Source organism: Arthrobacter sp. SlRoot2-15, from assembly GCF_059739345.1.
The window spans coordinates 34,930-51,559 of sequence record NZ_AP046058.1; the positions used below are offsets into that span (position 1 = coordinate 34,930).

General features: G+C 68.4%; 15 protein-coding genes. 3 read left to right on the forward strand and 12 right to left on the reverse strand.

Annotated features, from left to right (window positions below; all coding sequences use genetic code 11):
* Positions 1 to 87 precede the first annotated feature (87 nt).
* The 9 genes from pafA to AC6I9V_RS00220 all read right to left on the reverse strand — a co-directional run bounded on the left by pafA (position 88) and on the right by AC6I9V_RS00220 (position 10,126).
* The gene (pafA, locus tag AC6I9V_RS00180; RefSeq protein WP_146337554.1) at positions 88 to 1,452 is read right to left on the reverse strand and encodes a Pup--protein ligase; all 1,365 of its coding nucleotides are present in this window, start codon (positions 1,450 to 1,452) and stop codon (positions 88 to 90) included.
* 1 nt (position 1,453) lies between these two features.
* Positions 1,454 to 2,161 (reverse strand): proteasome subunit alpha, encoded by a 708-nt coding sequence (gene prcA, locus AC6I9V_RS00185; protein ID WP_349414286.1) that lies wholly within the window; start codon positions 2,159 to 2,161, stop codon positions 1,454 to 1,456.
* 1 nt (position 2,162) lies between these two features.
* A complete protein-coding gene (gene prcB / locus AC6I9V_RS00190) occupies positions 2,163 to 2,990 on the reverse strand; it encodes a proteasome subunit beta (RefSeq protein WP_497897900.1) in 828 nt (275 codons plus the stop codon).
* A 102-nt stretch (positions 2,991 to 3,092) separates the two neighbouring features.
* Positions 3,093 to 3,293, reverse strand: a complete 201-nt coding sequence (locus AC6I9V_RS00195) for a ubiquitin-like protein Pup (protein ID WP_497897901.1) — start codon at positions 3,291 to 3,293, stop codon at positions 3,093 to 3,095.
* A 128-nt stretch (positions 3,294 to 3,421) separates the two neighbouring features.
* Positions 3,422 to 5,032, reverse strand: coding sequence for a depupylase/deamidase Dop (gene dop, locus AC6I9V_RS00200; protein ID WP_497897902.1), 1,611 nt, complete (start codon positions 5,030 to 5,032; stop codon positions 3,422 to 3,424).
* 47 nt (positions 5,033 to 5,079) lie between these two features.
* Positions 5,080 to 6,894, reverse strand: a complete 1,815-nt coding sequence (gene arc / locus AC6I9V_RS00205; protein WP_497897903.1) for a proteasome ATPase — start codon at positions 6,892 to 6,894, stop codon at positions 5,080 to 5,082.
* An 81-nt stretch (positions 6,895 to 6,975) separates the two neighbouring features.
* Positions 6,976 to 8,061 (reverse strand): tRNA (adenine-N1)-methyltransferase, encoded by a 1,086-nt coding sequence (locus AC6I9V_RS00210; protein WP_497897904.1) that lies wholly within the window; start codon positions 8,059 to 8,061, stop codon positions 6,976 to 6,978.
* Positions 8,062 to 8,163: 102 nt separating this feature from the next.
* A complete protein-coding gene (locus AC6I9V_RS00215) occupies positions 8,164 to 9,387 on the reverse strand; it encodes a site-2 protease family protein (RefSeq protein WP_497897905.1) in 1,224 nt (407 codons plus the stop codon).
* Positions 9,380 to 10,126: an HAD family hydrolase gene (locus AC6I9V_RS00220; RefSeq protein ID WP_497897906.1), complete on the reverse strand. Its 747-nt coding sequence runs from the start codon at positions 10,124 to 10,126 to the stop codon at positions 9,380 to 9,382. Before AC6I9V_RS00220 ends, AC6I9V_RS00215 begins: the two co-directional genes overlap by 8 nt.
* Before the next feature lie 121 nt (positions 10,127 to 10,247).
* On the opposite strand from AC6I9V_RS00220, the gene AC6I9V_RS00225 reads away from it, so the two are divergent.
* Positions 10,248 to 11,153 (forward strand): PAC2 family protein, encoded by a 906-nt coding sequence (locus AC6I9V_RS00225; RefSeq protein ID WP_497897907.1) that lies wholly within the window; start codon positions 10,248 to 10,250, stop codon positions 11,151 to 11,153.
* Between the two features lie 114 nt (positions 11,154 to 11,267).
* Here AC6I9V_RS00225 and mshC read toward each other — a convergent pair whose 3' ends face one another.
* Together mshC and AC6I9V_RS00235 are read right to left on the reverse strand one after the other, a co-directional pair.
* Positions 11,268 to 12,569 (reverse strand): cysteine--1-D-myo-inosityl 2-amino-2-deoxy-alpha-D-glucopyranoside ligase, encoded by a 1,302-nt coding sequence (gene mshC, locus AC6I9V_RS00230; RefSeq protein ID WP_497897908.1) that lies wholly within the window; start codon positions 12,567 to 12,569, stop codon positions 11,268 to 11,270.
* Between the two features lie 15 nt (positions 12,570 to 12,584).
* Positions 12,585 to 13,418 (reverse strand): undecaprenyl-diphosphate phosphatase, encoded by an 834-nt coding sequence (locus tag AC6I9V_RS00235; RefSeq protein WP_349414295.1) that lies wholly within the window; start codon positions 13,416 to 13,418, stop codon positions 12,585 to 12,587.
* Positions 13,419 to 13,469: 51 nt separating this feature from the next.
* On the opposite strand from AC6I9V_RS00235, the gene AC6I9V_RS00240 reads away from it, so the two are divergent.
* Both AC6I9V_RS00240 and AC6I9V_RS00245 read left to right on the forward strand, forming a co-directional pair.
* Positions 13,470 to 14,405 carry an aldo/keto reductase gene (locus AC6I9V_RS00240; RefSeq protein ID WP_497897909.1) on the forward strand — a complete coding sequence of 312 codons (936 nt, stop codon included), beginning with the start codon at positions 13,470 to 13,472 and terminating at the stop codon, positions 14,403 to 14,405.
* Positions 14,406 to 14,498: 93 nt separating this feature from the next.
* The gene (locus AC6I9V_RS00245; protein WP_497897910.1) at positions 14,499 to 15,026 is read left to right on the forward strand and encodes a DUF427 domain-containing protein; all 528 of its coding nucleotides are present in this window, start codon (positions 14,499 to 14,501) and stop codon (positions 15,024 to 15,026) included.
* Positions 15,027 to 15,056: 30 nt separating this feature from the next.
* Here AC6I9V_RS00245 and AC6I9V_RS00250 read toward each other — a convergent pair whose 3' ends face one another.
* A complete protein-coding gene (locus AC6I9V_RS00250; RefSeq protein ID WP_497897911.1) occupies positions 15,057 to 16,625 on the reverse strand; it encodes an HNH endonuclease signature motif containing protein in 1,569 nt (522 codons plus the stop codon).
* Between the last annotated feature and the right edge of the window lie 5 nt (positions 16,626 to 16,630).

Consider the following 16,630-nt stretch of genomic DNA (forward strand, 5'->3'; position numbering starts at 1 on the left):
GGACGCTTCGCCGGCCGGGTGCCAGCGGCAAAGCATGCGGTAGCCGTGAAACGGCACCTTCCCCAGAATAACGCGGAAAGCTGGGTATCAGCCCATAGAGTCCAGCAGGGCGTCCACCCGGTCGTCCACACTGCGGAACGGATCCTTGCACAGAATGGTCTGGTGGGCGCGGTCGTTGAGCTTCAAATGGACCCAGTCCACGGTGTAGTCGCGGCCCAGTTCCTGGGCCCGGCGGACGAAGTCGCCGCGCAGTTTCGCCCGGGTGGTCTGCGGCGGGGCGTCGACGGCGTCCTTCACCGCGGTGTCGTCCACCACGCGCCGGGCCGCGCCGCGGGACTGGAGCAAATAGAAGAGCCCGCGGCTGCGTGAAATGTCGTGGTAGGTGAGGTCAAGCTGCGCGATCCGGGGCGCGTCCAGCTCGAGGCCGTGCCGTTCCCGGTAGTTGTCCATGAGCTTCTTCTTGATCGCCCAGTCCACCTCGGTGTCGATGGCGCTCGTGTTCTCGCTCTCGATCGCGTCCAGGGTGCGCTCCCACAGGTCCAGGATCAGCGGGACGTGGGCGTTGTGGGCCCCCCGGTCCGCCACGAACTCGGTCACCTTGGCCAGGTATTCGCGCTGGATTTCCAGGGCGGTCAGCTGCCGGCCGTTGGCGAGGCGCACCACCGCGCGCCCGCTCAGATCGTGGGAGATCTCCCGGATGCTGCGGATGGGGTTCTCCATCCGCATGTCCCGCATGATGACACCGGCCTCGATCATCCGGAGGATCAGGTCCACGGTGCCGACCTTGAGCAGGGCCGTGGTCTCGGACATGTTCGAGTCCCCGACGATCACGTGCAGCCGCCGGTAGAACTCGGCGTCGGCGTGCGGCTCGTCGCGGGTGTTGATGATGGGCCGCGAGCGGGTCGTGGCCGAGGAGACGCCCTCCCAGATGTGGTCCGCACGCTGGGAGAACGCGAAGGTGGCCCCATGCGGGGTCTTCAGGATCTTGCCCGCGCCGGCGATCAGTTGGCGGGTCACGAGGAAGGGGATCAGGATTTCGGCCAGCCGGGAGAATTCGCCTCGGCGCGGGATCAGGTAGTTTTCGTGGCTGCCGTAGGAGTTACCGGCCGAGTCGGTGTTGTTCTTGAACAGGTACACCGTGCCGTTGAATCCTTCGGCCGCGAGGCGTTCCTGCGCCTCGTCCACGAGGTCGTCCAGGATCAGCTCGCCGGCCCGGTCATGGGCGATCAGCTGGGCGAGGTCGTCGCATTCGGCGGTGGCGTATTCGGGGTGCGAGCCGACGTCGAGGTACAGCCGGGATCCGTTGGTCAGGAACACGTTGGAGGACCGTCCCCAGCTGACCACCTTGCGGAAGAGGTAGCGGGCCACTTCTTCCGGCGCCAGCGGGCGGGACTCGGGGCTCGAGTAGGAGATTCCGAATTCGGTTTCGATCCCGAAAATGCGCTTGTCCATTTCAGTTCTCCTCAGCCAGCAGTGCCACCACGTCGGCGTCGTCGAGGCGGCGGAACGCCCGCCGGGTGCCCCGGCTGCTTTCCGAGCCGCGGTCCAGCACGGCGACCTCCACGGCCGATGCCGGCAGCGCGTCGGCCTCCTTGTCCGCGACCAGTCCGGCCAGGGCCAGCCGGATCGCCCCGGCGAAGTCGAGCTCTCCGCGCCAGCCGGCGGCGACGGCCTCGGAGACCTTGTCGGCCTGGCCGCCCATCACGATGAACCCCTGCTCGTCCGCGATGGAGCCGTCGAAGGTCAGCCGGTAGAGGTGGTCGGCTTCCGGGCTTGCCCCGACCTCGGCCACGGCCAGTTCCACCTCAAAGGGTTTCTGTTCGGCCGTGAACACCGCGCCGAGGCTTTGCGCGTAGACGCTGGCGAGCCCTCGGGCAGTAACGTCCTCGCGGTCGTAGGAGTAGCCGCGGACGTCCGCGTACCGGACCCCGGCCTGGCGCAGGCTCTCGAACTCGTTGTACTTGCCGACGGCGGCGAAAGCGATCTTGTCGTAGATCTCACCGATTTTATGCAGCGACGGTGAGGGGTTCTCCGCCACGAGGGCAATCCCGTCCCGGCAGCTGATGACCACCACTGACCGTCCCCGGGCTATGCCTTTCCGGGCGAAGTCCGCCCGGTCCTTCATCAGCTGTTCGGGTGAGACATAGAACTGCTGGGTCATCTCAGGCCTCCCGCTGGGCAACGGCCCGTGATTCGATGATGGTCCCGGCCACCGCCGCGAGCTGGCGCTCGGGGACGCGGACGGCGCCGGAGCGGCTGACGGTGTAGACCACGGGCCAGAGCTGCCGGACAGGGTCCGGGCCGCCGGTGGCGGAGTCGTCGTCGGCCGCGTCGTAGAGCGCTTCGACGGCCACCTGGACGGCATCCGCTTCCGGGAGGCCGGGCCGCCAGAGTTTCTTCAACGCCCCGCGGGCGAACATGGAGCCCGAGCCGACGGTGTGGTGTTCCTGCTCCTCGTAGCGGCCGCCGGTGACGTCATAGGAGAACAGGCGGCCGACGCCAGCGGGCCGGTCAAAGCCGGCGAACAGCGGGACGACGGCGAGGCCCTGCATCGCCATCGGCAGGTTGCCGCGGATCATCGCGCCGAGCCGGTTGGCCTTGCCGTCCAGGCTCAGCTGCGTGCCTTCGATTTTTTCGTAGTGCTCCAGCTCAACCTGGAACAGTCGGGTGATGTCCAGGGCGATGCCGGCGGTTCCGGCGATGCCGAGCACGGAGTACTGGTCCGCGGGAAACACCTTCTCGATGTGCCGGCTGGCGATCACGTTGCCCATGGTCGCCCGGCGGTCCCCGGCCATCAGCACTCCCCCGGCGTAGGTCATGGCGACGATCGTGGTGGCGTGCGGGGTCTGCAGCGGCGCGGCGGCCGTTCCGGCCGGGATGCCGTGCTGCAGGGCGTTATACGGCAACAGTTCGGGCCGTGAGCGCTGCAGGTGCTCGGTGAATGAGGACGTCGCGCCGGCTGCTACCTGGTTGGCTGATGTTTCCTGCACTGGTGCACTCCCTCAACGTAGTGGATCAACGACTTCCGGCCCTCAGCCCTGTGTCTCCTCAGTTCCGGTTCCCTCCAGTAGTGCCCCGCCCGGCCGGTGGCCCTACTGGCCGCCCTTCTGGACGAAGGCCCGGACAAACTCCTCGGCGTTGGACTCCAGGACGCCGTCGATTTCGTCCAGGAGGTCATCCACGCCCTGGGTCGCGGCGGAGGCCTGGGCCTCGGGCGCCGCCGGCGGTGCCGGGATCTCCTCCTCGACCTCGGTGTCGCGGGACTGCGGCTGCTGCTGCTCCTGGCCTGCCATCGTTTTCTCCTATCGGTCTTCGCCGTGCGCTGTCGTCGCACTGCGTTGTCCCCCGGAAGTACCCGCGTGCACGGGACGTCCTGTAAGCAATATTGCCACGCCCGGGCCCCGCGCGGGGGCCTTTGCGGTTACGAACCGGGGGTCAGTCCCAGGAGCTCGGCCAGGAACGGCCCTGCCTCGCGGTGCCGGGCAAACAGGCCGCCGGTCAGGGCCTCGGTGCCGCGCAGCGGTTCGCGGGTGGGGACCCGCTGGAGCTTGCCGCGGCCGGGCAGGTCAAAGATCACCGAGTCCCAGCTCGCGCCCACCAGATCCTTGCCGAAACGGCTGACGCAGCGCCCGCGGAAGAAGGCCCGGGTGTCCGACGGCGGCTCCGTCACAGCCCGTGTGATCGCCCCGTCCTCGACGATCCGTTGCATCCGCTCGCGGGCCAGCAGCCTGTAGTAGAGGCCCTTCTCGGGGCGGATGTCCGCCCACTGCAGGTCCACCAGGCCCAGCCGGGCGTCCGACCATTCCAGCCCGTCGCGCTGGCGGTAGCCCTCCAGCAGGGACAGCTTGGCCAGCCATTCCACCGTCGACGCGGCGGCCGCCCGGTCGCTGTCCAGCGCGGTGAGCGTCGAGGACCAGCGCTCAAGCACCTCATGGGTATGGCCGTCGCCGTCGACGGCGTCCGCAACACCGGTGTCCTGCGCCAGTTTCGCGGCCGCCTCGAAGTACATCCACTGCAGGTCCAGCGCGGTGACGCGGCGCCCGTCGAGCAGCCGCAGCGTCGCCGTCAGCGAGGTGTCGTGGCTGACCGCCTGCAGGGCCGCCACCGGCTCGTGAACTTCGATCCGCGGCGCCAGGCCTGCCTCGATCAGGCTCAGGACCATGGCGGTGCTGCCGAACTTGAGGAAATTGGAGCCCTGGCTGAGGTTCGCATCGCCGATGATGACATGCAGCCGCCGGTACTTGTCCGCGGTGGCGTGCGGTTCGTCCCGGGTGTTGATGATCGGGCGGCGGATCGTCGTCTCGAGCCCGACCTCGGTTTCGAAGAAGTCGGCCCGCTGGCTGATCTGGTAGCCGGGCCGGGAGCTGTCCTGGCCCAGCCCCACCCGGCCGGCGCCGCAGATGATCTGGCGGGTGACGAAAAACGGCGTCAGCCCGCGCACGATCTCCCCGAAAGGGACCGAGCGGGGCATCAGGTAGTTCTCGTGCGAACCGTAGGAGACGGACTTGTTGTCCGTGTTGTTCTTGTACAGGTTGATCGGCGGCAGGTCCGGATCCGCGGCCAGCCGGCGGACGGCTGCGAGGGCCACCAGGTCCCCGGCGGCATCCCAGACCACCGCGTCACGCGGACTGGTGACTTCCGGGCTGGAGTATTCCGGGTGGGCGTGGTCCACGTAGAGCCGCGCGCCGTTGCCCAGCACCATGTTCATCAGAAGCGAGCCGGACTCATCCTCGCCGTCGTGGTCCAGCTCGGCGCGGCCGTACGCCAGGGCGATCGCCTCCGCGTCCAGGGCCGGCGGCCGGTCGGTGAGCTGTTCGGGCTCGGCCGCGCTCCGCTCCAGGGTCCAGCCCCGGGCATCGTGAAGAGGCTCCTCGTCGGTGTAGTCCCACCGCGTCTCGGCGCCGCCGGCCGCGCGCTGCCGCGTGACCTGGGCGTAGGCCTGGATGACGCGGGCGGACATCATGGTGGCGTTGGCGCCCGGCGCGGACGGCGCGTGGATGCCGTACTCGGTTTCCGAGCCCATCACGCGCATGGCGCCACCGACGGGCAGGCCTCCGGAAACCGCTGAAGGACCCGCCGTCACAGGTACTGGCCCGTGCTGGGCATCGTCTCGATGGACTTCCCGGGTTCCTGGCCGGCCTTGCCTTGGACGATGGTGCGGATGTAGGTGATGCGTTCGCCCTTTTTGCCGGAAATCCGTGCCCAGTCATCCGGGTTCGTGGTGTTGGGCATGTCCTCGTGCTCACGGAACTCGTCGATGACGGCGCGGAGCAGGTGGTCGATGCGCAAACCCTTCTGGCCGCTGGTGAGCAGGTCCTTGATGGCGGACTTCTTGGCCCGGTCCACCACGTTCTGCACCACGGCGCCGGAGTTGAAGTCCTTGAAGTAGAGCATTTCGGTATCACCGTTGGCGTAGGTCACCTCGAGGTACTCGTTGGACTTCTCGGTGGAGTACATGGCCTCCACGGTGCGCTGGATCATGGCGTCCACCGTGGCCTGGATGTCGCCGTTGTGCTCGGCCAGGTCCTGCTCGTGGAAGGGCAGGTCCGTGGTGATGTACTTGTTGAAGATGTCCGCCGCGGCCTCGGCATCGGGGCGCTGGATCTTGACCTTGACGTCCAGCCGGCCCGGGCGCAGGATGGCCGGATCGATCATGTCTTCCCGGTTGGACGCGCCGATCACGATCACGTTGTCCAGCCGCTCCACGCCGTCGATCTCGCTGAGGAGCTGCGGCACGATGGTCGTCTCGACGTCCGAGGAGATGCCGGTGCCGCGGGTGCGGAACAGCGAGTCCATCTCGTCGAAGAACACCACCACCGGGCTGCCCTCGGACGCCTTCTCCCGGGCGCGGGCGAAGATCAGCCGGATGTGCCGTTCGGTCTCGCCGACGTACTTGTCCAGCAGTTCGGGTCCCTTGATGTTCAGGAAGTAGCTCTTCATGTCCGTCTTGCCGGCGCGCTCGGCGGCCCGGGCGGCCAGCGAGTTGGCCACGGCCTTGGCGATCAGGGTTTTGCCGCAGCCCGGCGGGCCGTAGAGCAGGATGCCCTTGGGTGCCTTGAGTCCGTGCTCCCTGTACAGGTCCGGGTGCAGGAACGGCAGTTCGACGGCGTCGCGGATCTGTTCGATCTGCGGGCCGAGGCCGCCGATGTCCTGGTAGGTGATGTCCGGGACTTCCTCGAGGACCAGGTTTTCCACCTCGGAGCGCGGAATCTTCTCCAGTGCGTAGCCGGTGCGGGTGTCGATCGAAAGGGCGTCGCCCACCCGCAGCTTCTGCGCCAGCAGGGCGCCGGAGAGCCGGATGACGCGCTCCTCGTCGGCGCGGCCCACCACCAGGGCGCGGTCGGAGCCCAGCAGCTCCTTGAGTGTGACCAGGTCGCCGGCCCGCTCGTAGCCGAGCCCGGCGACCACCAGCAGGGCCTCGTTGAGCAGCACTTCCTGGCCGACGGCGAGCTGGTTGATGTTCACCAGCGGGCTGATGCCGACCCGCATTTTGCGGCCGGCGTTGAAGATGTCCACGGATTCTTCGGTGGCGGCCTGCCCGCTGCTGCCCGGGGCGGGGTGCCGCTTCGGGTTCAGCTGCAGGATGGTGCCGAAGCTGTACGGCGGCTGCCCTTCCTGGTCCAGGGCGTTTTTTAGCCGCAGGATCTCCGCTTTGGCCGTCTCCAGCATGCCAACGAGCTTGGAGTTGTTTTGCGTGGCGGCCGCGAGCTGACGGTCGATGTGGCGCAGTTTGTCGCGCAGGATGTTGACCTGGCGCTCGGCGACGGACAGCTCGGCGGCAGCGTAACGGTCGACGTCGGCTGCCGCCGCCGGCTCAGACCCGCCGGCGGCCGCAGCCGCCAGGGCCTCGTCCTGTGCCGGCGTGCGGCCGGTCTCGTTGTTCGGAGTCTCCATCGTGCATCAGCCCCTTCAGTACTTCTGTTAAGACCATAGCCCCAAGACGGCGGGTGCTGCTGAAGACTTCCGAAATGCGGACTAGTTCGTAACCCCGGGGGTGTCCTTGACGTTGGTGCCGGCGATCGCGTCGCGGGCCGCGCGTCGCAGCTTCTTGTCCGAGACGGCCCGTTCGCCGACGGCGCCGGGGGTCCAGGCGTTGACATCCTCGGCGTCGAACTCGGTCTTGGACGGCCGCCGCTTCACGGAGATGCCGGTGACACCGTCGGCCAGCCGGCGGGTAACCAGCAGGAACCCGGTGTGGGCCACCATCCGGTGGTCCGGGCGCACGGCAAGGCCCTCAAGGTGCCAGCCGCGGACCATGGACTCCCAGGCGTCCGGCTCGGTGAAACGCCCGTCCGCGCGGATGGCCTCGGCGGTCCGGGACAGCTGCGTAACAGTCGCGACATAGTTGATCCAGACGCCACCCGGAGCGAGGACGGTGGCGACGGCGTCGAGGCATTCCCAGGGGGCGAGCATGTCCAGGACCACGCGGTCCACGGAGCCGGGCGCCTCGGTCCGGACGACTTCCTCCTGGAAGTCGCCGAGGCTGATCTGCCAGGCCGGGTGGGGGCCGCCGAAAATCGTCTCGACGTTGCCGCGGGCGATGTCGGCGAACTCTTCACGCCGTTCGAAGGAGTGCAGGTAGCCGTTGTCCCCCACCGCGCGCAGCAGCGAGATGGACAGTGCGCCGGAGCCGACGCCGGCCTCGACCACGCGGGCGCCCGGGAAGATGTCCGCCATGGTGACGATCTGGCCGGCGTCCTTGGGGTACACCACGGCCGCGCCGCGCGGCATCGAGAGGACAAAGTCGGAGAGCAGCGGGCGCAGCGTCTGGTACTGCTGGCCGACGTTGTTCACGACGACGGATCCGTCCGGCTTGCCGATGATCTCGTCGTGGTTGAGGAAGCCGCGGTGCGTGTGGAACGCGCCGCCGGCCTCGAGGCTGATGGTGTTCATGCGGCCGCGTTCGTCGGTGAGCTGCACCCGCTCCCCCTCGCGGAACGGCCCGCGGCGCCGGTTGGCCCCCACAGGGGCAGTAGCTGTTTCCGTGGCCGGCGCCAGCGGGCTCTCGACGGCGGTGCGCTCCCCGCTGGGGGTGGCATTGGCGGCAGTGTCGCTGCTCATGGAATGTTTCCTCGCTCCTGTAAAGCTTTGGTGGCCGCGGCTGTGGCGGCTGGCACCGGCCCGTGGTTCTTGGGCCGGATAATTCACGACCGGCAGGTAACTCTACCGGTTCCCTTCCTGATTGCGGCCCTCGCCCACGGCCGGGGTGCCCACCGTGCCCCGTGGCTGCTTGCCGGTGAGGGCATTGAGCACAGTCAGTTGCCGCAGCAGTCCCGTGACGGTGCCGGCGTCGTCGACCACCGCGTAGTCCGATCCCTCCAGCTGCGCCAGGTACGCCAGCAGTTCGGCGCCCCGGTCGGTTTCCTTCACGTAGGCGCCGGCAGTGAGCGGGTACGCGACAGCGGTAGCAGGTGTGGCGGCGGCCAGCGACGCGGGTACGTCCGCGGCGGCGGTTTCGTCAACGACGGCGGCGGGCCGCGCATCGGCACCGTAGAGCACGACGGCGGGCGCCCCGGCCGGCGAGTGCCGCAGCACGTCCGCGACGGTGGCGGTGTCCGGCAGGCCAATAGCCGGCTCAGCGAGGGCGGCGGCGTCGACCAGGTGCAGCCTGCTGCGGTAGCGGGCCTGCTGGATCGAGGCGGTGGCGCCGAGCCAGAGGAAGCTGCCCACCAGGACGGTGATGAGTATCAGGGAGGTGTCCGGGCGGTTGCCGCTGAGCAGCGGCAACGCCACGAACCAGACCGCGAGTCCAATCACGATGATCCTGCCCGCCCAGCCGGCCGCGATGGTTCCCTTCTCGTGGCTGCCGGTGGCCTTCCAGACCGCGGATTCCACCAGCCGGCCCCCATCCAGGGGCAGGCCTGGCAGCACATTGAAGATGCCGATCAGCAGGTTGGCCCACACGAAGATGTTCGCCAAGGGGTCCGCGAGGCCCGGAAGCGGGCCGGGGGCGACCACAAGCCAGCCCGCGCCGGCCAGGACGAGGTTCGCGGCCGGGCCGGCCATGGCCACCAGCACGGACTTCCCGGGCGAGGCGGTGAAGTTCTCAAACTGGGTGTGGCCGCCCCAGAGGTTCAGGACAATTTTGCTGGTCGGCCAGCGGTACATCCGGGCCGTCAGGGCGTGCGCCAGCTCGTGGACCAGCACCGAGAGCAGCAGCAGCACGGCGTACGCGAACGCGGCGAGGTAGGCGGTGGCCCCGGTTCCCGGGAAGTTATGAGCCAGGACCGGGCCGTAGGCGATCACGGTGAATGCCGCGATGACGAACCATGAGTAAGCCAGGATGACGGGGATGCCGGCGATCCGGCCGAGCGGAATGCCGCCGCGCAGGGAGAACGGCCGCTCCTCGGCGTTTCCCGGCGGTTTCTGCGGCGACGGCTCAGTCAAGCTGGCCACCGCTGCCCGCGCGCTCCAGCGCGACATCGCCGGCTGCGGCTTCATGCCGCAGCGTGACGAGTTCCTCGAGGTCGGCGACGGTGCGCCCGGCCAGGGTGTCCCAAATGGTGCGGCGCGGATCGTGCGGGAGCGGAACGATGTGCGGAATGGCCACCGTGACGACGCCGGAGGCCACGGCCGCGGCAACTCCGGGAACGGAATCCTCCAGGGCCACGCAGTGCTCGTGGTCCAGTTCGGGATCCTCTTGCTGCAGGAGTTCAACGGCCTTCAGGTACGCCTCGGGGTGCGGCTTGCCCTGCGTGACGGTGTCTCCGGTGACGAGGAATTCAAAATACGGTTTGGGCAGGCTGGCAATGATCTCGCGGGCCAGGGGCGCCTCGGACATGGTAACCAGGGCGCAACGGATGCCGGCCGTGTGCAGTTCGTCGAGCAGCTCTCGCGCTCCTGGCCGCCACGGGACCGACTCCCGGACCAGGCTGACGACATGCCCGGTGAGGGTGTCTATGATTTCGCGCTCTTCGAGTTCCACACCGGCTTCCTGCAGGATGCCGGCCGAGAACACCAACGACTGGCCCACGAGCAGCATGGCCTTCTCGTGCGACCATTCTCCGCCGTGGGCCGCGACCAGGGCGTGCTCAGCCTCGATCCAGTAAGGTTCGGTGTCCACGATCGTGCCGTCCATGTCCCATAACGCGGCTTTGAGCAGGGGCTGGGAGGCTGGGGATCGCATGCCCTCCAGTCTACGGTGTAGCCCCGGCCCGGTGCCCGGGGCTACGCCGTCGGCGAATTTCCGCGGACTTGCAGTGCCCGCCTGCCTGCGCTCCCCCGCAAGTTGGACGTAGGGTGAACACATGAATAGCTTCGAGCCAGACACCACCGAAACGGGCGTCACGCCCGAGCCGGAGCGGCTGCTGCTGCCCGTACCCGAGGGCCAGCGCATCACGGTGATGCTCGCGGCGTTTGAAGGATGGAACGACGCCGGCGAAGCCGCAAGTGATGCGCTGCGCTACCTGAACAAGCTCTGGGGCGGCAAAAAGGTCGGCTCTATCGACGCGGACGAATACTACGACTTCCAGTTCACCCGCCCGACGATCCGGCGCACCGCCTCCGGGGAACGGAAGATCAAGTGGCCGTCCACCCGGATCTTCAAGGCCAGCGTCCCGGGCTCCAACGTCGACGTTATCTTCGTCCAGGGCAATGAGCCCTCGTACAAGTGGCGCGCCTATACGGCCGAGCTGCTGGTGCACGCCGAGGCGCTGAAGGTGGACTACGTCATCCTGGTCGGCGCCCTGCTGGCGGATGTGCCGCACAGCCGGCCCATCCCGGTCAGCGCCTCGACCGACGACGCCGCATTGCGTGAGCGGATGGATCTGGAGGCCTCCCAGTACGAGGGCCCCGTCGGGATCGTCGGCGTGCTCGCCGAGGTAGCACTGCTGGCCGGACTGCCCACGGTCTCCCTCTGGGCCGCGGTGCCGCACTATGTGGCCCAGGCGCCCTCGCCGAAGGCGCAACTGGCCCTGCTGCACCGGATCGAGGAACTGCTGCAGGTCCCGCTGGACACGCAGGAGCTGGTCGAGGACGCCGACGCCTGGGAGCGCGGCGTCGACGAACTAGCCACCGAGGACCCGGAGATCGCGGCCTATGTCCGCCAGCTCGAAGAGGCCAAGGACACCGCGGACCTGCCGGAGGCCAGCGGCGAGTCGATTGCGCGGGAATTTGAGCGCTACCTCAAGCGCCGCGGCAAGGAAAAACCCTAAGGACGCGCAGGGCCCCTGGCGCTACGCAAAAGCGCTGGCGACACCAGAATTCGGGTGTCGCCAGCGCTTTTTCGCTTCGCCGGCCTTTAGCGCGCGGCGCGCCGCGCGCCGCGCCTAGAGTTCGACGCCGAGTAAGGCGTTGACGGCGTCGGCCACCAGTGCCGCATCAGCGGCGGAACCCGTGGCGGCACCCGACGGGCCTTCGGAACCGGACGCCTGCGCGGCGGCGGCCCAGGCATCCACGGCGGAGAGGGCACGCGGGGCGTCCAGGTCGTCAGAGAGCGCGGCCCGGAGTTCCTCGATGAGCGGACCGGCGGAACCAGCCGGAGCAATGGCCACGGCGGCCCGCCAACTGGCGAGCCGGTCCTTGGCCTGGGCAAAGCCGTCCTCGGTCCAGGACCAGTCACTGCGGTAGTGGTGGGCCAGGATCGCGAGCCGGATGGCGCCCGGCTCCTCGCCGGCGGCCCGCAGCTTGGACACCAGCACGAGGTTGCCCTTGGACTTGCTCATCTTTTCGCCGTCGAGTCCCACCATCCCGGCGTGCGCGAAGTGCTTGGCCAACGGCACCCCGGCCAGGGAGTAGGCATGGCCGGCGCCCATTTCGTGGTGCGGGAAAACGAGGTCGGATCCGCCGCCCTGCACCGTGAACGGCGCGGGCAGGTATTTCTGGGCGATGACAGTGCACTCGATGTGCCAGCCGGGACGCCCCTCCCCCAGTTCGCCGCCGGGCCAGCTCGGCTCGCCCTCGCGGGCCACCCGCCACAGCAGCGGGTCCAGGGCCTGGCGTTTCCCGGCGCGGCCGGGGTCGCCGCCGCGTTCGGCGAACAGCTCCAGCATTTCGGCGTCACCCAGACCGGAAATGGATCCCAGCGTCCAGGCATCGCGCGCCTCCGCGGAGTGCTTCCCGGCCGCTTCGACGTCGTAGTAGACATCGCCGTCGGGCTCCCCGGCGGTGCCGGCCACCCGGTAGGCCAGTCCGCGCCGCACGAGGGACTCGATGGCCGGAACGATCAGCGGGATGGCTTCGACGGCGCCCACATAGTTGTCCGGGGCTAGGACGTTCAGGGCTGCCATGTCGGTCTGGAACAGTTCGATCTGGCTGGCGGCGAGTTCACGCCAGTCCACGCCGGTCGCCGTCGCGCGCTCCAGCAGGGGGTCGTCGACGTCGGTGACGTTCTGGACGTAGGCAACCTGCTGGCGGCCGTCGCGCCACGCACGGTTGAGCAGGTCGAAGGCGACGTAGCTGGCGGCGTGGCCCATGTGCGTGGCGTCGTACGGGGTGATGCCGCATACGTACATGGACTGCTCCCCCGTCGCTTCAAGGGTGACGAGGCCACCCTTGGCGGTATCGAAAAGTCGCAGCGCGGGCATGCTGCCCGGCAGCTGGGGAACGGGGCGGGAAGTCCAGGATTTCACAATCCAAGCCTAGTGCTAGGCGCTGATGACATTGAAACCGAGCAGCAAGTACAGCGCGAGGCCCAGACCTATCCGGTACCAGACGAATAGCCGGTAACTGCGGGTGGAAACGTACTTGAGGAACCACCCGATGATGACGTAGCCCACCACGAAGGCGATCACGGTGGCAAGGCCTGTTTCGGGCAGCCCGTACGGGCCGGTGATGCCCTCTTTCGTGACCACCTTGTACAGCTGGTACAGGCCGCTGCCGAAGACCGCCGGGATGGCCAGCAGGAAGGAATAGCGGGCAGCGGCTTCGCGGGTGTAGCCCATCAGCAGGCCCGCGGTGATGGTGCCACCGGAACGCGAGACGCCGGGGATCAAGGCCATCGCCTGCGCGAGGCCGTAGAAAATGCCGTGCTTGTAGGTGAGCTGGGTCAGGTCACGTTCCTGGCGGCCGACGGCGTCCGCTACGGCCAGGATCATGCCGAACACGATCAGCGTGGTGGCGACGATCCAGAGGTTGCGGAGCACCGATTCGATCTGGTCCTGGAACAGCAGGCCCAGGACGATGATCGGAAGGCTGCCCAGGATCACGAGCCAGCCCATCCGGGCGTCCGGGTCCTGCCGGGACACCCGCCCGGCGAGCGAGCCGAACCAGGCCTTCACGATCCGCACGATGTCGCGCCAGAAGTAGACGATCACCGCGGTCTCGGTACCCAGCTGGGTGATGGCGGTAAAGGCCGCCCCAGGGTCGGCGGCATCCGGCAGGAACGCCCCCACAATCCGCAGGTGGGCGCTCGAGGAAATCGGGAGGAATTCTGTCAGGCCCTGCACCAGGCCCAGAAAGGCTGCTTCTAACCAGTTCACGTTTATAGACCCTACGTTATGAACGTTCAGGAGCATCGTAAGCTTGCAGGCATGCAGCAGCGTTATGTCGGCAACAGTGGGTTGCGTGTCTCGTCCCTCTCCCTTGGCACCATGTCGTGGGCCGGTGAGACCGATGAGCAGGATGCCTCAGGCCTGCTGCGCACCTTTGTCGACGGGGGCGGCACGCTGATCGACACCGCGGCGTCCTACGCCGGTGGCCGCGCCGAGGCGATGCTCGGCAGCATGCTGGGTGACGTCGTCGCGCGCTCCGAAGTAGTGATTTCCACCAAAGCCGGGCTGACGACGTCCGGCGGTCGCCACAGCGTCGACACCTCCCGCAACGGAATGCTGTCCGGCCTGGACGCCAGCCTGGCACGGCTCGGCACCGACTACGTTGACCTCTGGTTCGCCCAGGCCTGGGATCCCAATGTGCCGTTGGAGGAAACCCTTTCCGCCCTGGAATTCGCCGTGCGCTCCGGCCGGGCACGCTACGCGGGCGTCTCCAACTTCACCGGCTGGCAGACCGCCAAGGCCGCCGCCGTGGCCGGGTTCCCGCTGGTCGCCTGCCAGTCCGAGTACTCACTGCTGCAGCGCAAGCCCGAGGCCGAGTTGATTCCCGCCATTGAAGACGCCGGGCTCGGCCTGATGGCCTGGGGTCCGCTGGGCCGCGGCGTGCTGACCGGCAAGTACCGTGGCCATATTCCTGTCGACTCCCGCGCCGCGCATCAGAAACTGGCAGGCTACGTTGAGCCGTACCTCGAAGGAACCGCCTCCAGCGTCGTTGAGGCGGTGGCCATGGCGGCCAAGGGTCTGGGCCGGACCGCCCTGGACGTATCGCTGAGCTGGCTGCTTTCCCAGCACGGGGTGGCCACCGCGGTGGTGGGACCCCGGACTGCCGTCCAGCTCAAGGAGATCCTGGACTCCTCGCTGGCGCCGCTGCCGCCGGAGATTGCCGTCGCCCTGGAGGACGTCTCCGCCGGAGCTTAGGGGCCTCCCGGGAGGCTGCCGGCACGATTGATCCCCGGCTCTCTCCCCCTGCGTTCACGGTCGTATCCCAGCGGCAGGTGGCACCATTGGGAGATGACTCCTGCGAACGGCTTTTCCGGATTCTTTCGGCGTCCCCAGCCCATCAAGCCCAAGGCCGGGCAGGAATCTGTGTGGGACTACCCGCGGCCGCCGCGCGTCGAGCACCGGTCCGATCGGGTGGTCGTGCGGCTTGGCGGGCAGGTGATTGCCGACACCACCGACTCGGTCCGTGTCCTGGAGACTAGCCATCCCCCTGTCTACTACCTGCCCTTCGAAGCATTCCCTGCCGGGGTCCTTGTCCCGGCCCAGGGCACCAGCTTCTGCGAATTCAAGGGAGAGGCACACTACTTAGACGTTGTTGCTGGTGGTGTTGTTGTCCCCCGGGGCGGCTGGACCTACCCGGAACCCACACGTGGATTCGAGGCGCTCAGCACCCGGGTGGCCCTCTACCCGGCCCATATGGACTCCTGCGCGGTCGACGGGGAACGGGTCACCTCGCAGGAGGGTGACTTCTACGGCGGCTGGATCACCTCGCAGATCGTCGGCCCGTTCAAGGGCGGCCCGGGCACAGCCGGATGGTGAACGACTCCGACGCGGCGACCCGACCAGCCTTCACGATCTGAAGTAGTGGTTGCGTCTCGGTTGCTGGTGGGGGTCGAGGTGGGGTGGCGGGATGAACCATGGGATGCCGTCGCGGGGCTGGATGGTCCATTGTTCCTTGTGGATCAGGTGGTGATGGTGTGAACAGAGGAGTGTTCCATTGTCGGTGCTCGTGGAGCCTTCGCGGGACCAGTAGGTGATGTGGTGGGCTTCGCACCAGGGGGCGGGGATGGTGCAGCCGGGGAACGCGCAGCCCTGGTCGCGGGCGGTGATGGCTTTGCGGATGTGGGGCGGGAAGACGCGGGTGGTGCGGCCGATGTCCAGGACGCGGCCCTTGGATCCGAGGAGGACGGGGATGATGTCGGCGTCGCAGGCGATTTTGCGGATGGTCGCGGCGGTGACGGGCCCGGTGAACGCCATGGTCCCGGTGCCGGTGAAACCGAATGGGCCGGCGCCGGTGCCGGTGCGAGGGTTGAGTCCGCTGGCGTCTCCAGTCCGGCCGGACTTTCCGGAGTGCACGGCCTCTCCCAGCTTCCAAGCTTCCCCGGTGTCGGTCAGGCGGTGGAGGCGTTCGAGGAGGTCGCGGTAGTCGATGGTGACCATGACCTGGGGCCGGAAGCCTCCCGTCGCGGGCAGCCCGCCGGAGGCCATGGCGACCTTGCAGCCGCCGACGAGCCCGTCGAGGTGTTTCTGCGGCCGCGACCGCCGGTCCAGCTGGTTCGGAACAAAGGCATCCGCCGTCTCACTGCCATCCGCGCCTGTCCCGCCACCCGCTCCGTCGGCGTCACTGCCGTCCGCTCCGTGACCGGTGCGGGGGTTGGTGGCGGTGTTCATCACGGTCAGCAGGTGCTCGAACTGTTCGGTGGTGGCGAAGATTTCCAGGTGCTGCAGCCCGTGGCGGGGTTTGCGGATGAAGGCGCCCTGGAGCTGGCGGAGGACTTCCTCGCTCGGTTCGGCGCCGTCCTGGTCGATCGCGTCCACCCAGCGGCGGGTGATCCGGGTCAGGAAGTCCGGGTCGTGCTCGATTGCGGTGCGCGTCAGGGCATGTTCCATCCGGGCGGCCGTCTCCGCGTCGCAGTGCGGCCGGACCCGGCCCAGGGCGAGGGTGATGATGGTCGCGGAGCGGGACGGGACGGTCCCGGCGGCCACGGCCGCGCCGAGTTCCTCGCGCAGAGGCGGCAGCGGCTGGCCGGTGATCCCGGTGCGGGGCAGTACGTCCTGGGCCAGGGTGAGCCGGCGGTGGGCCTCGGTGGCGCTGATCTGCAACCGGTCACGGAGGAACTCGGAGGTTTTGCGGTAGCCGTCGTCGAGTGCCGGGGCGCCGTCGGCGGCGGCTTCCTTACGGGTGCGTTCCACCGCCCCGGCGGCAACGAGCTGCAGGTATTCGGCGGCCCGGGAGATCTCCTCGACCCGGCCGGCGAACTCCGCCGCCTCGCCAAAGTCCATCAGGGCCGCGTCCGCGACCGCCGTCGCGGCGAATCCGCGTAGCTGGCCGAGAACGCTATCCAACGGCGGAACCCGTCGCCCCTCATCGCCCGGCCTGCCGGCCGGATGAACGATGAGAGCTGCACCGATTCCCATGACTC

Bases quoted from the DNA above. Each gene is read 5' to 3' on its own strand.
- AC6I9V_RS00195 (WP_497897901.1), bottom strand. From the start codon at position 3,293: ATGGCAGGCCAGGAGCAGCAGCAGCCGCAGTCCCGCGACACCGAGGTC.
- prcA (WP_349414286.1), bottom strand. From the start codon at position 2,161: ATGACCCAGCAGTTCTATGTCTCACCCGAACAGCTGATGAAGGACCGG.
- pafA (WP_146337554.1), bottom strand. From the start codon at position 1,452: ATGGACAAGCGCATTTTCGGGATCGAAACCGAATTCGGAATCTCCTAC.
- AC6I9V_RS00245 (WP_497897910.1), top strand. From the start codon at position 14,499: ATGACTCCTGCGAACGGCTTTTCCGGATTCTTTCGGCGTCCCCAGCCC.
- AC6I9V_RS00210 (WP_497897904.1), bottom strand. From the start codon at position 8,061: ATGAGCAGCGACACTGCCGCCAATGCCACCCCCAGCGGGGAGCGCACC.
- dop (WP_497897902.1), bottom strand. From the start codon at position 5,032: ATGCGCGTGATGGGCTCGGAAACCGAGTACGGCATCCACGCGCCGTCC.
- AC6I9V_RS00250 (WP_497897911.1), bottom strand. From the start codon at position 16,625: ATGGGAATCGGTGCAGCTCTCATCGTTCATCCGGCCGGCAGGCCGGGC.
- AC6I9V_RS00220 (WP_497897906.1), bottom strand. From the start codon at position 10,126: ATGCGATCCCCAGCCTCCCAGCCCCTGCTCAAAGCCGCGTTATGGGAC.
- arc (WP_497897903.1), bottom strand. From the start codon at position 6,894: ATGGAGACTCCGAACAACGAGACCGGCCGCACGCCGGCACAGGACGAG.
- AC6I9V_RS00240 (WP_497897909.1), top strand. From the start codon at position 13,470: ATGCAGCAGCGTTATGTCGGCAACAGTGGGTTGCGTGTCTCGTCCCTC.
- AC6I9V_RS00225 (WP_497897907.1), top strand. From the start codon at position 10,248: ATGAATAGCTTCGAGCCAGACACCACCGAAACGGGCGTCACGCCCGAG.